The following is a 14,033-nucleotide window of genomic DNA, read 5'->3' on the forward strand; positions in this document are numbered from 1 at the left end:
AAAGCCGTAGAAGGAGGGCCCTCGTGGCCGAGGCGTACATCATCGAGGCTGTGCGGACTCCGGCGGGCAGGCGTGGCGGCGAACTGAGCCACGTGCACCCCGCCGATCTCGGCGCGCACGTGATCACGGCGCTGCTCAACCGGGTCGACGTCGACCCGACGGACGTGGACGACGTGATCTTCGGGTGCGTGGACACGGTCGGCCCGCAGGCGGGTGACATCGCGCGGACGTCCTGGCTGGCGGCGGGATTCCCGGAGCAGGTGCCGGGCGTGACGGTCGACCGGCAGTGCGGGTCGAGCCAGCAGGCGCTGCACTTCGCGGCGCAGGCGGTGATGAGCGGCACGGCCGACGTCGTGGTCGCGGGCGGCGTGCAGAACATGTCGCAGGTGCCGATCGGGTCGGCCATGACCGTCAGCCCGTTCGAGGGGTGCGAGGGCTGGCAGCACCGGTACGGCGACGAGGAGGTCAACCAGTTCCGGGCGGCCGACCTGATCGCCGTGCGCTGGGACCTGTCGCGCCGCGAGATGGAGGAGTTCGCGCTGCAGAGCCATCTGCGGGCGATCACCGCGATCAAGGAAGGCCGGTTCGACCGCGAGATCGCGCCGGTGAACGGTGTCGCTGCCGACGAATGCCCGCGCACGGACACCAGCGTCGAGAAGATGGCCGCGCTGCAACCGTTGCGACCGGGCGGCCGGACGACGGCGGCGTTGTCGTCGCAGATCTCCGACGGCGCCTCGGCCGTGCTGGTGGTGTCGGAGCAGGCCGTGCGCGAGTACAAGCTGACGCCTCGGGCCCGCGTGCACCACATGTCGGCGCGCGGCTCCGACCCGATCTACATGCTGACCGCGCCGATCCGGGCCACCCGGTACGCGCTGGAACGCGCCGGGATGTCCCTTTCGGACATCGACCTGTTCGAGATCAACGAGGCGTTCGCGTCGGTGGCGCTGGCCTGGGCCAAGGAACTCAAGATCGACCTCGGGAAGGTCAACGTCAACGGGGGAGCGCTCGCACTTGGCCACCCGATCGGCGCGACCGGCACGAAGCTGTTCACGACGTTGCTGCACGAGCTGGAGCGGACGGGTGGCCGGTTCGGGCTGCAGACGATGTGCGAGGGCGGCGGTCAGGCGAACGTGACGATCATCGAACGTCTCTGAGCCGGTCGATCGCCGACTCGGCGTCCTTCACGATGGTCTCGATCAGTTCCGCGCACGTCGGCAGGTCGCCCAGCAGTCCGGCGACCTGACCGGACGCGAGCACGCCCGCGTCGGTCCTGCCCTCGACCAGGCCCGCGCGCAGCAGCATCGGCGTGTTCGCGGCCATGATCACCTGCGACCAGGTGAGGTCCTTGCCGTGCCTCATGGCCAGGCCCTCGCGGATCATCGCGGGCCACGACAACCCGGTGTGCTTGCGGAACCTGGCAGCGTTGCTGACCGCTCGTGCCAGGCTGCTGATCCGGCCGGACTTCTCGAGGTGCTCGACGAGATCCGAGCGCAGGACGCGATGCGGCAGGCCGTCGACGCGGGTGGTCACGACCGTGCCGTTCAGATCCCGTTGCAGGTAGGCCTGTTTCACCGCGTCCGGGACAGTGCTCTCCCGGGTGAGCAGGAACCTGGTGCCCATCGCGATGCCGGCCGCGCCGTACGCCAGCGCCGCCGCGAGACCACGGCCGTCGAAGAAGCCACCGGCCGCGATCACCGGGATGTCGACGGCGTCCAGCACGCTCGGGAGCAGCAGCGTCGTCGCGACGCCGCCGGTGTGGCCGCCGCCCTCGCCGCCCTGGACGATCACGGCGTGTGCACCCCACTTGGCGACCTTCTCCGCGTGCCTGGCCGCGCCGATCGACGGGATCACGACGACGCCGGCGTCGTTCAGCTTCGCGATCATGTCCGGTTTCGGTGCCAGCGCGAAGGAAGCGACCTTGACCTGTTCGCGGATCAGCAGGTCGATCCGTTCCGGCGCGTCGGAGGCGTCCGCTCGCAGGTTCACGCCGAACGGCGCGGACGTGCGAGCGCGGGTCTCCTTGATGGCGGCTTCGAGCTCGACGTAGGTCATGGTCGCCGAGGCCAGGATGCCGAGTCCGCCCGCTTCGGCGGTCGCGGAGACCAGCCGTGGTCCCGCGACCCAGCCCATGCCGGTCTGCACGACCGGATGCCGGACGCCGACCAGTTCGGTCAGAGCGGTCTTCACTGCGGGACTTCCTTGTCCCGCTTGCTGCCCGGATCGAGCTTCGTCCGGATCAGGTCCAGTTCCTCTTCGGTCGGCAGCCGCGTCTCGGTGACGTCCTCGGCGACGAGCGGGAACGACGTCTGCTTCTGGACCTCGTCGACCGACACGCCGGGATGCACGGAGACGATGCGCATCGAGTGGTCCGGGGTGCCGAAGTCGAGCACGGCGAGGTTCGTGACCACGCGGTGGATGTCGTGGAACGGCCCGACAGCGCGGTCGTAGCCGACGCCGGACACCACGTCCACGGCCTCGACCAGCACGCGCGTGCTGTGCCGCGGCACCCAGTAGCTGGTGCGGTGGTTGATCGTGTTGCCCGGCGCGCCGCGGAAGCCCAGGAGTTGCCGGGTGGGTCGCGCGTGGTCGCCGATCGCGGAGATGTTCTGGTTGCCGAACCGGTCGACCTGGTTCGCGCCCATCACGACGTGCCGCCGGCCGTGCGCGACGACGTCGAACACCTTCCGGTACGGCAGCCAGCCCTCCACAGTGGACTCGGGCGTGAGCAGGAACGCCTCGCCGTCGCTCAGCAGCAGGTCCGGTTCGGTGGTGAGGCGGGCCAGTTTGGCGCCGAGGGACGGGATGAGGCCCATCGGGCTGGCCAGCGTCTCCCCGGCTCCGAGGAACAGGTCGGCGCAGGCGGCGACGCAGACTTCGGCTCGCGTGATGTCGCTCATCCCAGGAACCTCTCGTAGAACTCCGGCCACTGCTCCAGATCGGTGGCCGCTGAGGCGTATTCGCGCTGAAGGGCCTCGTCGCGCGGATAGTCCGGGACGCAGCTCGTGAATCCCGCCCCACCCGGTGCTTCCACCACGCCGTCGACCATCATCCGGTTGAGCAGCAACGTCTGCGGCGGCCCGTCGAACGCCTCCACGATCTGCTCGCACGAGACGTAACGCCGGTCCGCGGCCAGGCAGAACAGGTCGTCGAAGTACGGGTCCGGGCCGAGGTACTGCGCGTTGCCGTGCTTGTCCGCCCGGTTCAGGTGAACCAGAGCGACGTCGAGCTTCAACGCCGGCATGGCGACCAGCTCTTCGCCGTCGTCGTAGGGCGATCGCACGGTCTTGAGCTCCGGCGCGTACTTCAGCACGTCCGAACCGAGGCCTGCCCTGATCGGCAGGAACGGCAACCGGTGACCGGCGGCCCGCAGCCCGGTCTGGAACATGCCCTCGTCCAGCTCCAGGACCTCGATCGCGGCGGTCTCGCGCGCCCGTTTGAACCAAGGGTCGTACGGGATCGAGTCGAGCGAGACGAAGCCGTAGACCAGCTTGCGCACCTTGCCCGCCGCGCACAGCAACCCGGCGTCCGCGCCGCCGTACGTCACGACCGTCAGATCTTTGACCTCGGATCGAAGCAACGCCTTGAGCAGGGTCATCGGCTTGCGCCGCGAGCCCCAGCCGCCGATGCCGACGGTCATCCCGTCCTTGATCTCGCCGACGACCTCGTCAGCTGTCATTCGCTTGTCGCGCATGGTTTCCGTCCAGGAAGGCCTGCCGGGCGTGGTCCGACACGCCCGTGAGGTTCAGTTCGAAGGTGAAGCCCTGCTCGAAGCGGTAGCTCTGGTGCACGCGCTGCGGGTCGATCCCGTTGATGGCCTCCTTGGCCGCGCGGATCACCGACGTGTCCTTCTTGGCGATCTCCTTGGCGATCTCGCGCGCCGCGTCGTCGAGTTGTGCGCGCGGCACGACCTCGACGACGCTGCCGTGGTGGTGCAGGGTTTGCGCGCTGACGTTGCGGGCCGTGTAGTAGAGCGTCCGCATCAGGTGCTGCGGCACGAGCCGGGCCAGGTGCGTGGCCGCGCCGAGTGCTCCTCGGTCGACCTCGGGCAGCCCGAACGTGGCGTCGTCGGACGCCACGATGATGTCCGCGTTGCCGACCAGCCCGACGCCGCCGCCTAGACAGAACCCGTTCACCGCGGCGATCACCGGCACCTCGCAGTCGTACACGGCCGCGAAAGCCTTGGCACACCCCCGATTGGCCGCGACCAGGGCGTTGTAGCCCTCGGCGCGCTGGATCTCCTTCAGGTCGACGCCCGCGCAGAAGCCGCGGTTCTCGGCCCTCAGGATCACCACGCGGGCGTCCTGGTCCTCACCCGCGGCCGTGATGGCCTTGGCCAGCTCGAACCAGCCCTGCGACGGGATGGCGTTCACCGGGGGATAGTCGACGGTGACCTCGATGATGCCGTTTTCGGTGTGGCTGCTGGAGATTCCCATGGAGCCGCCTTCCGAACCAAGCGATTGCTTGGTAACTTAGCAGTGCCGGAGCGAGCGGGGTAGGTGCTGGTGGAACTGGACCTCGACGGAGCAGTCGTCCTCGTGACGGGCGGCGTGCGGGGTGTCGGTCTCGGCATTACCCGCGCGTTTCTCTCGGCCGGGGCCGTCGTCGTGACGTGTGCCCGGCGTCCCGCAGAGGTCGACGGGGCGTCGTTCGTGCCCTGTGACGTGCGGGATGCCGATCAGGTGGCTGCCTTGGTGGCCGGGATCGTCGCCGAACACGGCCGGCTCGACGTCGTGGTCAACAACGCCGGCGGGGCGCCGTTCGCGTTGGCGGACAAGGCCTCGCCGCGGTTCCATGCCAAGATCGTCGAGCTGAACCTGCTGGCGCCGTTGCTGGTTTCCCAGGTGGCGAACGAGGTCATGCAGAAGCAGGACTCCGGCGGGTCGATCGTGAACGTGAGCAGCGTGAGCGGACGGCGTCCGTCGCCCGGAACCGCCGCTTACGGTGCCGCGAAGGCCGGGCTCGACAACCTGACCTCGTCGCTGGCCGTCGAATGGGCGCCGAAGGTGCGGGTCAACGCGTTGGCCGTGGGCCTGGTGCGTACCGAGCAGTCGCATCTGCACTACGGCTCCGAGGCCGGAATCGAGGCCGTGGCGAAGACCGTGCCGTTGGGGCGTCTCGCGTCGCCGGACGAGGTCGGCGCGTGTGCGGTGTTCCTGGCTTCACCGCTGGCGTCCTACGTCAGCGGCGCGACCTTGGTCGTGCACGGCGGGGGAGAGGCACCCGCGTTCCTGACCGCTGCCGATGGGGGCTCTTCATGAACCGGGTTGTGATCGTGACAGGGGCCGGGCGGGGCATCGGCCGCGCCCACGCGCTGGCGTTCGGTGCGGCCGGCGCGCGGGTCGTGGTGAACGACCTGTCCGCCGCGGTCGCGGGCGAGGTGGCGGAGCTGATCGGGCCGCGGGCCGTCGTCAACACCGACGACGTCGGCACCTGGGCCGGTGCGAAACGGCTGATCGACGCCGCGGTGTCGGAGTTCGGCGGACTGGACGTGCTCGTCAACAACGCCGGCATCGTGCGCGATCGCATGATCGTGAGCTGCGCCGAGGACGAGTGGGACGAGGTCGTCCGCGTTCATCTGAAGGGCCACTTCGCGACCTTGCACCACGCCGCCGCGCATTGGCGTGCCGTGCACAAGGCCGGGGGTGCCGTCAGCGGCCGGGTGATCAACACGTCGTCCGGGGCGGGGATCTTCGGCAGCGTCGGGCAGGCGAACTACTCGGCGGCCAAGGCGGGCATCGCCTCGATGACCCTGGTGGCGGCCGCCGAACTGGCCCGCTACGGCATCACGGTCAACGCGATCGCCCCCGCAGCGCGGACCAGGATGACCGAGGCGACGTTCGCGACCATGATGGCGGCGCCGGAGGACGGGTTCGACGCGATGGCCCCGGAGAACATCTCGCCGCTGGTCGTGTGGCTCGGCAGCGAGGAGGCCGGGGACGTGACCGGGCGGATGTTCGAGGTCGACGGCGGCCGCGTCTGCGTCGTGCACGGCTGGCAGCGCGGGCCGGAGGTCGACAAGGGCGAGCGCTGGTCGTCCGACGAGCTAGGCAGCGTCGTCCGCAAGCTGGTCGCCGACGATCACCCGACGCCGGTCTACGGAGCCGAGTAACTTCGATCAGGTGACCCGTCTGGACTCCCACAGGACCGTCTCGGCCGCGTTGGCGCAGCTCAGCGACCGCGAACTCGGTGACCTGGTGGACCGCGCCGAGCCGAGAGGGGCGGGAATCGGCGGGCCGACGGCGGTGGCGGACGTCGGCGGGATCCCGGTCTTCGTGAAGCGGCTGCCGCTGACGGACCTGGAGCTGCGGCACGCCGGATCGACGGCGAACCTCTACGACCTGCCCGTGCACGCCCATTACGGCGTCGGGCTGGTCGGGTCGGCGGGCTTCGGTGCCTGGCGTGAGCTGGCCGTGCACACCATGACGACGGACTGGGTGCTGGCGGGCGAGCACGAGGGCTTTCCGCTGACGTACCACTGGCGGGTCCTGCCATCGGCCCAGGAGCTTCCCGAGGAACTGGACAGGGCTGTCGACTACTGGGGACCGGAGGTGCGGCCGCGCATCGAGGCGTTGCGGGAGTCCAGCGCGAGCATCGTGCTGTTCCTGGAGTGCTTCCCGCACAACCTGCACGACTGGCTGAACAGCCACGAGGACCTCGAAAGCGCTTGCGAGATGGTCGAACGGGAGATGGCGGCCGGGGTGGAGTTCATGAACTCCCGCGGCCTGCTGCACTTCGACGGCCACTTCCAGAACATCCTGACCGACGGCGAACGCCTGTACTTCGCCGACTACGGCCTCGCGATCTCCTCCCGGTTCGACCTGTCCGGGGAGGAGATCGCGTTCTTCGCCGAGAACCAGGACTACGACCGCCACTACACAGTCACGCACCTGGTGATGTGGTTCGCGTACCAGCTGCGCTCACAGGGAGTTCCGCCACGGGTCGCGGCGGTCCTGAACCGCCACAACGACGTCGCCGCGGTGATGAAGGACTTCTACCGACGGTTCCAGCACGAGAGCCGGCGGACTCCGTACCCGGCCGAGGACCTCAGATCCGTTCGATGATCGTGCCGGTCGCCATGGCCCCGCCCGCGCACATCGTGATCAACGCCGTTGTTCCGTCCCTGCGCTCCAGCTCGTGCAGCGCGGTCGTGATCAACCGCGTCCCGGAGCTGCCCACGGGGTGACCGATCGCGATGGCGCCGCCGTTGACGTTGACCCGGTCCAGGTTCGGCCGGTGCACCGCCGCCCACGACAGCACGACGGATGCGAACGCCTCGTTGACCTCGAACAGGTCGATGTCCGCCATCTTCATCCCGCTGCGCTTCAGCAACCGCGCGGTGGCGTCGACCGGCCCGTCCAGGTGGTAGTACGGGTCCGATCCGACCAGGCACTGCGTGACGATCCGGGCGCGCGGCTTGAGCCCGTGCGCCCGTGCGAACTCCTCGTCCACGACCATCACGGCGGACGCGCCGTCCGAGATCTGCGACGACGTCCCGGCCGTGTGCACGCCGTCCGGCACAACGGGCTTCAACGCCGCCAACGCCTCCAGCGAGGTCTCCCGCAGGCCCTGATCGGTGTCCACGAGTTCCTCGCCGACCTTCACCGGCACCACCTCGGCGGTGAACCGGCCCGCCGCCCACGCCGCCCGAGCGCGGTTCTGCGACTGGACGCCGAACCGGTCGACCTCCTCGCGCCCGATGCCACGCCGTTCCGCGACGCGTTCGGCGGCGACGAACTGGTTGGGCAGGTCGATGGTCCACGAGTCGGGGCGCGGCATGCCGGTCTCACCGATGTTGCTGCGCAACGGCACCCGGCTCATCGCCTCGACCCCGCACGCGATGCCGGCGTCGATGGCACCCGCCGCGATGAGACCCGCGATGAGGTGCGTGGACTGCTGGGCCGAGCCGCACTGGGCGTCGACGGTGGTGCAGCCGGTGGTCTGCGGCAGGCCCGCGTGCAGCCAGGCCGTCCTGGTGATGTTGTTCGACTGCTCGCCCGCCTGGGTGACGGTGCCGCCGATGACCTGTTCGACAGTGGACGGATCGAGACCTGTCCTGTCAAGAAGACCTCGTTGCGCCGCACCGAGGAGCTCGGCGGCGTGCAGGCCGGACAACCAGCCGTTGCGCCTGCCGATGGGCGTGCGCACCGCTCCCACGATCACCGGACTGCCCACGCGAGCCTCCTGGAAACTAGAACACGTTCCTCTATGGCTCCAGATTGGCCGCATGGGGGCTTCAACACAAGGCGCAACCGTGTTTGAATCGGATAGAACGCGTTCCACCTAGGAGGTGCCTGTGAGCAAGCCGCGCATCCCGGAAGGCTTCGACTTCACCGACCCCGACATGTACGCGAGCCGGCTGCCGTTCGAGGAGTTCGCCGAACTGCGCCAGACCGCGCCGATCTGGTGGAACTCCAAGCCGCTGGGCAAGGGCGGGTTCCCCGACGAGGGCTTCTGGGTGGTGACGAAGCACCACGACGTCAAGGAGGTCTCGCGCAACAGCGAGCTGTTCTCCAGCCGCGAGAACACGGCGATCATCCGGTTCAAGGACGACATGCCGCGCGACAACATCGAGATGCAGCGGCTGCTCCTGCTCAACATGGACCCGCCGACACACACGAAGCAGCGCGCGATCGTCTCGCGCGGGTTCACGCCTCGAGCCGTGAACAGCCTGCGTGACGCGCTGGCCGAACGGGCCGAGCGGATCGTGGCGGAGGCGTTGGACAAGGGCACCGGCGACTTCGTGTCGGACGTCGCGTGCGAACTGCCGTTGCAGGCCATCGCGGAGCTGATCGGCATCCCGCAGGACGACCGGCGCAAGATCTTCGACTGGTCCAACCAGATGATCGCCTACGACGACCCCGAGTTCGAGATCGAGCCGCTCACCGCCGCCACGGAACTGCTCGGCTACTCGTGGACGATGGCAGAGGACCGCCGCAAGTGCCCGCGCCAGGACATCGTCACCAAGCTCGTCCAGGCGGACGTGGACGGCGCAGGGCTCGCGTCGGAGGAGTTCGGCTTCTTCGTGCTGTTGCTCGCCGTGGCCGGCAACGAGACCACCCGCAACGCCATCACGCACGGCATGAAGGCGTTGCTCGACCACCCCGAGCAGTGGGAGCTGTACAAGGACTCCAGGCCCACCACCACCGGCGACGAGATCGTCCGCTGGGCCACGCCGGTCGTGTCGTTCCAGCGCACCGCGATGTCCGACACCGAACTGAGCGGCGTGGAGATCAAGCAGGGGCAGCGGGTCGGCATGTTCTACTCGTCGGCGAACTTCGACGAGGACGTCTTCGACAGCCCGCAGAAGTTCGACATCCTGCGCGACCCCAACCCGCACCTCGGGTTCGGCGGCAGCGGCGCGCACTTCTGCATCGGCGCGAACCTGGCCCGCCTGGAGATCGACCTGATCTTCAACGCGATCGCGGACGCCATGCCGAACATCAAGCAGGTCGCGGAGCCGCGGCGGCTGCGTTCGGGTTGGCTGAACGGGATCAAGGAGTTCCGAGTCCAGTACTCGTGAGAAAGGCCGAGGGCCCCTCCGGTGTCGCGGAGGGGCCCTCACTCATGTCTGCTACGACTCGACGCGCAGGGTGGCCATCGCCCGTTCCGTCTCCCAGAACGCCCGCATCGACTTGATCAGCCCGTCCTCGCCCACGTTGTAGACGAACACGCCCTCGGTGTCGACGCGCGCCCCGCCGGGCAGGAACGCGCTGATCGTGCCCACGTTCGCGCACTCGGAACCGGCCGCGAACGAGTCGTGCATCGCGAACTCGAAGCGTTCGACGTTGGCGATCGCGAGGTCCCAGAAGGCCGCGATCGCCTCCTTGCCGTGATGGCCCTTGCCCTCGGCGTCGAACATCGACGGGCCCACCGGGTCCTCGACGACGGCGTCCTCGGCGAACAGGGCCAGCCAGTCTTCCTTGAGACCGCTCGACACGGCCTCCATGGAACGCCAGGACGCCACGCGGGCAGGGGTTTCCGTCTTGGACGCCGTCCAGGTAACTGCGGTCACGCGAACTCTCCGATCACCTCGTCGGCGAAGCGCCGAAGTCCGTCCTTCTTGGCCTGCAGGCTGCCGTCGAAGCCGACGCCGTAGAACAGCCACGGCACGACGATCGTGTCGGTCACGCCGATCTCGTCGAGCTGCTTGTAGCCGTCGAGCCCGAACCGGTCGATGCACACGGCCTGGATCTCGAACGGCCGCTCAAAGCAGCCGAGATCGTCGAGCTGCGCGATCACCGACTTGAGCTCCTCGAACTTGATCATCGCCGACGTCCAGCCGTCCCCGACGCGGGCGGCGCGCTTCAACGCGGCGGCGGAGTGCCCACCGACGTAGAACGGCACCGGCGACGTGGGGGCCGGCGACATCTGCAGCCGGTCGAAGTCGAAGTAGTCGCCGTGGTACTCGACCATTCCGCCGCCGAGCACGAGCTTCAGCACGTCGATCATCTCGTCCACGCGCGGGCCGCGGTTCTTGTACGGCACGCCGCACCACTCGAACTCCTCCGGCGACCAGCCGAGGCCGACGCCGAACCCGAACCGGTTGCCGGTCATGTGCGCGACCGACCCGACCTGGCGGGCGAGCAGCAACGGGTTGCGGGAGCCCAGTTTCAGGACCTGCGTGTAGAAGTTGATCCGGGACGTCACGGCGCCCATCGCGGCGGCGGCGACGAACGGGTCCACCCACGGCGTGTCGGCGTTCCACATGCGGGACCCGTCCGGGGTGTACGGGTAGTCCGCGGACACCTTCTCCGAGAAGAACAACGAGTCCGGCAACGCGATCGAGGCGTAACCGCACTCCTCGGCGCACTGGGCCAACTCGGTCAGTTGGTCGAGCGGGCTCATGGCGATGCCGACGGTGAACTTCATGGCTTCTCCGATCCGACGACCCACATGGCGAAGAACTGCGAACCACCGCCGTACGCGTGGCCCAGCGCGACCCGCGCGCCGTCGACCTGGTGGTCTCCCGCGGTGCCCATGACCTGCATGGCGGCTTCGGCGAAGCGCAGCAGACCGGAGGCGCCGATCGGGTTGGACGAGAGCACGCCGCCGCTCGGGTTCACCGGCAGGCGCCCGCCGATCTCGGTCTCGCCGGCCTCGGTGAGCTTCCAGCCCTGGCCGATGTCGGTGAAGCCGAGGTTCTCGAGCCACATCGGCTCGAACCACGAGAACGGCACGTAGATCTCGGCGGCGTCCACTTCGGACAGCGGGTCGGTGATGCCCGCCTGCTTCCACAGCGCGCGAGCCGCGTCCTGACCGGCCTGCGGGTTGACCTGGTCGCGTCCGGCGAACGTGGTGGGCTCGGTGCGCATCGCGGTCGCGCGGATCCAGGCGGCCCGGCCCGACGTGGGTTCCGCACTGATCACCACCGCGCAGGCACCGTCCGACGACGGACACGTCTCGTCGTAGCGGATCGGGTCCCACAGCATGGTGGAGGCCTGCACCGACTCGACGGTGATGTCCGGTTGTTTGAGGTGCGCGTAGGGGTTCTTGGCGCCGTTGCGCCGGTCCTTGGCCGCGACCATCGCGCCGATGTGCTCGGGAGCGCTGGCTCGGCGGATGTACGAGCGCACGTGCGGTGCGAAGTAGCCTCCCGCACCCGCGTGCACGGGCATGGTGAACGGCGTCGGCACGGACAGCGCCCACATCGCGTTCGACTCGGACTGCTTCTCGAACGCCACGGCCAGGACGCGGTTGTGCACGCCGGACTGGACGAGCGAGGCGGCCACGTTGCCCGTGCTGCCGCCGACCGAACCGGCGGTGTGCACGCGCAGCAACGGTTTTCCGACCGCGCCCAGGGCGTCGGCGAGGAACAGCTCGGGCATCATCACACCCTCGAACAGGTCCGGGGCCTTGCCGAGGACCACGGCGTCGATGTCGGACCAGTCCACGCCGGCGTCGGCCATCGCGCGGTCGATCGCCTCACGGCACAGGCCCGCCATCGACACGTCGAGGCGTTTCGCGGCGTGGTGCGTCTGGCCGACGCCGACCACTGCTGCCGGTCGCATCACTGCCGCCCTTCCATCACGCAGACGAGGTTCTGTTGGAGCAGCGGGCCACTGGTGGCGTGCCCGAGGACCTTCTGAGCGGTGCCGTCGTGGATCCGGCGGGCTGCCTCACCGATGCGCGCCAGCCCGGCCGCGAACATCGGGTTGCCCGCCAGCACTCCGCCGGACGGGTTCACGGTCACGTCGTCGCCGAGCCCGAGTGCCTGGCGCAGCAGGATCTCCTGGTGCGTGAACGGCGCGTGCAGCTCCGCGACCTGGACGCCGTCGGTGCCCGCCGCCTTGCCTGCGGCCACCGCCGAGGGCGACGTGGTGAGGTCGCGCGTGCCGAACGACGGCGAGTCGGTGCGGTGTTCGAACCCGGTGATCCACGCCGGTCGTTCGCACAGCTCGCGGGCTTTGTCGCCGGCCGCCAGCACGATCGTCGCGGCGCCGTCGGTGATCGGCGCGCAGTCGTGGCGGCGCAACGGATCCGCGACGTACGGCAAGGTCAGCAACTCGTCGGCGTCGACCTCACCGGACAGCTGGGCCAGCGGGTTCGAGAGGGCGGCGGAACGGCTCTGCGCGGCCACGGCGGCCATCGCGCGTTCGTCCCACAGCCCGTTCTCGATGCCCATCCGCGCCTGAATCCCGGCCAGGCCAAGGGAATCCGGCCACAGCGGCGTCACGAGGTAGGGGTCGAGCTGCATCGCCATGACCCGCCGCAGTTGGCCCGCCGACGACTTGCCGAAGCCGTAGACCAGGGCGGTGTCGATCTCGCCGCAGAGCAGCTTCACCCACGCCTCGTACAGCGCCCAGGCCGCGTCCATCTCGACGTGCGACTCGGCGATCGGCGGGAAGGCGCCGATCGCGTCGACCGCGGAGACGAACGAGAACGCGCGCCCGGCCAGGTAGTCCGAGGAGCCCGAGCACCAGAACCCGATGTCGGTCTTGGTGATCCCGAGCCCGCCGAGCACCTCGTGGAAGATCGGCACCAGCATCTCGACACCGTTGGTGGTGCCGTCGGTCTCGCGCACGCAGGGCGTCTGCGCGAAGCCGACTACCGCAATGTCACGCACGCGAGCCTCACAGGTGCTGGGAGTAGGAGTCGAACGGCGCGTCCGGCTCACCGGACGGCCTGAAGTGGTCGATGTTCTGCATCGTCGGGCCCCACTCCTCGCGCGGCTTCCAGACCGCCTCCACCCGCATGCCCATCCGCACGTCCTCCGGTGCGACGCCGAGCAGCAGGTGCAGGAACGGGATGTCCGCGCCGTCGAGCAGCACGTACGCCGAGACGTACGGCGGCGGGATGCGCTGGCCGAGGAACGGCACGTTGACCACGCAGTACGTCGTGATGGTGCCGCGGTCGGACAGTTCGATCTGGTCCGTCGTCGGCACGCCGTCCACGGGGCAGGCGGGGCGCGGCGGGAAGTAGACCTTCTCGCACACCGGGCAGCGCTGGGCGATCAGCCTGCCTTCCATGAGGCCGCGCAGGAACGGGTCCTCCGTCGGCGACGCCGAGTGCGTGTAGTGCAGGTTCACCGGTGTCGTGACCATCGTGACGGCCTCGGCGTCGACGGGTTCGTCGGCGGGCTCGTCGGAGATCTCGAAGCACTCGATGTCGGTGATCGCGCCGACGCGTTCGTCACGCCACCTTGCGCGCACGCGTGTTCCGGTCGCCATCTGGTCCGGTGAACCCGCGTCGACGGCGTGCAGCAACGAGGTGTCGGCGCCGTCGAGCTGGATGAGCGCCCACGCGAACGGCCGGTCGAGCGGCTGTCCTTCGAGGGGTTCGGGAATCCATGACCACCCGCGCACGACACCGGTCGCCGTCACGTCCACGAACTCGTGGAGACGTTCGGCGGTCACGGGGTCGTACTCGAGCGGTGGAACGTGCACGCGCCCGTCACTGCCCCGGATCCCGGTCACCTTGCGGCGGCGGAGATCCGAGAGGAACCGGCCCAGCGTCGGGCCGAGCGAGCGCGTGTAGTCGAAGCCAACGTCGAGCGGAGCACTCAGCGGCCGAGTCACAGATCAAAGTGAAACAGG

General features: G+C 69.2%; 15 protein-coding genes. 5 read left to right on the forward strand and 10 right to left on the reverse strand.

The annotated features are described in order from the left end of the window. The first annotated feature begins 23 nt into the window (after window positions 1–23). Complete coding sequence (locus tag ACH413_RS43505) at window positions 24–1,154, forward strand: acetyl-CoA C-acetyltransferase (protein ID WP_360039240.1); 1,131 nt, start codon at window positions 24–26, stop codon at window positions 1,152–1,154. On the opposite strand, the gene ACH413_RS43510 is transcribed toward ACH413_RS43505, so the two are convergent. The 4 genes from ACH413_RS43510 to ACH413_RS43525 are packed head-to-tail and all read right to left on the reverse strand — an operon-like array spanning window position 1,138 to window position 4,433. Next, the gene (locus ACH413_RS43510; protein ID WP_360039237.1) at window positions 1,138–2,187 is read right to left on the reverse strand and encodes a nitronate monooxygenase; all 1,050 of its coding nucleotides are present in this window, start codon (window positions 2,185–2,187) and stop codon (window positions 1,138–1,140) included. The two genes, ACH413_RS43505 and ACH413_RS43510, sit on opposite strands and share 17 nt — an antisense overlap. Next, on the reverse strand, window positions 2,184–2,897 hold the full coding sequence (locus ACH413_RS43515; RefSeq protein WP_360039234.1) for a CoA-transferase: 714 nt from the start codon (window positions 2,895–2,897) through the stop codon (window positions 2,184–2,186). Before ACH413_RS43515 ends, ACH413_RS43510 begins: the two co-directional genes overlap by 4 nt. Then, entirely contained in the window at window positions 2,894–3,691 is a 798-nt protein-coding gene (locus tag ACH413_RS43520; RefSeq protein ID WP_360039231.1) for a CoA-transferase, read from the reverse strand. The genes ACH413_RS43515 and ACH413_RS43520 overlap by 4 nt, the downstream gene beginning before the upstream one ends. Continuing rightward, window positions 3,666–4,433, reverse strand: coding sequence for an enoyl-CoA hydratase family protein (locus tag ACH413_RS43525; RefSeq protein WP_360039228.1), 768 nt, complete (start codon window positions 4,431–4,433; stop codon window positions 3,666–3,668). The genes ACH413_RS43520 and ACH413_RS43525 overlap by 26 nt, the downstream gene beginning before the upstream one ends. Before the next feature lie 63 nt (window positions 4,434–4,496). Between ACH413_RS43525 and ACH413_RS43530 the strand changes: the two genes are divergently transcribed. From ACH413_RS43530 to ACH413_RS43540, 3 genes are read left to right on the forward strand one after another with little or no spacing between them, the layout of a single operon-like run. Then, window positions 4,497–5,258, forward strand: coding sequence for an SDR family oxidoreductase (locus tag ACH413_RS43530; protein ID WP_360039225.1), 762 nt, complete (start codon window positions 4,497–4,499; stop codon window positions 5,256–5,258). Continuing rightward, complete coding sequence (locus tag ACH413_RS43535; protein ID WP_360039222.1) at window positions 5,255–6,109, forward strand: SDR family oxidoreductase; 855 nt, start codon at window positions 5,255–5,257, stop codon at window positions 6,107–6,109. The genes ACH413_RS43530 and ACH413_RS43535 overlap by 4 nt, the downstream gene beginning before the upstream one ends. A 10-nt stretch (window positions 6,110–6,119) precedes the next feature. After that, window positions 6,120–7,061 (forward strand): hypothetical protein, encoded by a 942-nt coding sequence (locus tag ACH413_RS43540; protein ID WP_360039219.1) that lies wholly within the window; start codon window positions 6,120–6,122, stop codon window positions 7,059–7,061. On the opposite strand, the gene ACH413_RS43545 is transcribed toward ACH413_RS43540, so the two are convergent. Further along, complete coding sequence (locus ACH413_RS43545; protein WP_360039216.1) at window positions 7,045–8,172, reverse strand: steroid 3-ketoacyl-CoA thiolase; 1,128 nt, start codon at window positions 8,170–8,172, stop codon at window positions 7,045–7,047. The genes ACH413_RS43540 and ACH413_RS43545 overlap by 17 nt on opposite strands. 121 nt (window positions 8,173–8,293) lie before the next feature. Here ACH413_RS43545 and ACH413_RS43550 point away from each other — a divergent pair, with 121 nt between their 5' ends. Next, window positions 8,294–9,520, forward strand: a complete 1,227-nt coding sequence (locus ACH413_RS43550) for a cytochrome P450 (RefSeq protein ID WP_360039213.1) — start codon at window positions 8,294–8,296, stop codon at window positions 9,518–9,520. 51 nt (window positions 9,521–9,571) lie between these two features. Here the strand turns inward: ACH413_RS43550 and ACH413_RS43555 are convergent, their stop codons facing one another. From ACH413_RS43555 to ACH413_RS43575, 5 genes are read right to left on the reverse strand one after another with little or no spacing between them, the layout of a single operon-like run. Continuing rightward, on the reverse strand, window positions 9,572–10,012 hold the full coding sequence (locus tag ACH413_RS43555) for a nuclear transport factor 2 family protein (RefSeq protein WP_360039210.1): 441 nt from the start codon (window positions 10,010–10,012) through the stop codon (window positions 9,572–9,574). Beyond that, window positions 10,009–10,869 (reverse strand): TIGR03619 family F420-dependent LLM class oxidoreductase, encoded by an 861-nt coding sequence (locus tag ACH413_RS43560; RefSeq protein WP_360039207.1) that lies wholly within the window; start codon window positions 10,867–10,869, stop codon window positions 10,009–10,011. The genes ACH413_RS43555 and ACH413_RS43560 overlap by 4 nt, the downstream gene beginning before the upstream one ends. Further along, window positions 10,866–12,008: a thiolase domain-containing protein gene (locus tag ACH413_RS43565; protein WP_360039205.1), complete on the reverse strand. Its 1,143-nt coding sequence runs from the start codon at window positions 12,006–12,008 to the stop codon at window positions 10,866–10,868. Before ACH413_RS43565 ends, ACH413_RS43560 begins: the two co-directional genes overlap by 4 nt. Next, a complete protein-coding gene (locus tag ACH413_RS43570) occupies window positions 12,008–13,063 on the reverse strand; it encodes a thiolase domain-containing protein (RefSeq protein WP_360039202.1) in 1,056 nt (351 codons plus the stop codon). The genes ACH413_RS43565 and ACH413_RS43570 overlap by 1 nt, the downstream gene beginning before the upstream one ends. Before the next feature lie 7 nt (window positions 13,064–13,070). Further along, window positions 13,071–14,015 carry an OB-fold domain-containing protein gene (locus tag ACH413_RS43575; RefSeq protein ID WP_360039199.1) on the reverse strand — a complete coding sequence of 315 codons (945 nt, stop codon included), beginning with the start codon at window positions 14,013–14,015 and terminating at the stop codon, window positions 13,071–13,073. Between the last annotated feature and the right edge of the window lie 18 nt (window positions 14,016–14,033).

This window comes from Lentzea sp. NPDC020367, from assembly GCF_044387305.1.
In the GTDB taxonomy this organism is placed as follows: Bacteria; Actinomycetota; Actinomycetes; order Mycobacteriales; family Pseudonocardiaceae; genus Lentzea.

Bases quoted from the DNA above. Each gene is read 5' to 3' on its own strand.
- ACH413_RS43515 (WP_360039234.1), bottom strand. From the start codon at position 2,897: ATGAGCGACATCACGCGAGCCGAAGTCTGCGTCGCCGCCTGCGCCGAC.
- ACH413_RS43535 (WP_360039222.1), top strand. From the start codon at position 5,255: ATGAACCGGGTTGTGATCGTGACAGGGGCCGGGCGGGGCATCGGCCGC.
- ACH413_RS43560 (WP_360039207.1), bottom strand. From the start codon at position 10,869: ATGAAGTTCACCGTCGGCATCGCCATGAGCCCGCTCGACCAACTGACC.
- ACH413_RS43565 (WP_360039205.1), bottom strand. From the start codon at position 12,008: ATGCGACCGGCAGCAGTGGTCGGCGTCGGCCAGACGCACCACGCCGCG.
- ACH413_RS43525 (WP_360039228.1), bottom strand. From the start codon at position 4,433: ATGGGAATCTCCAGCAGCCACACCGAAAACGGCATCATCGAGGTCACC.
- ACH413_RS43520 (WP_360039231.1), bottom strand. From the start codon at position 3,691: ATGCGCGACAAGCGAATGACAGCTGACGAGGTCGTCGGCGAGATCAAG.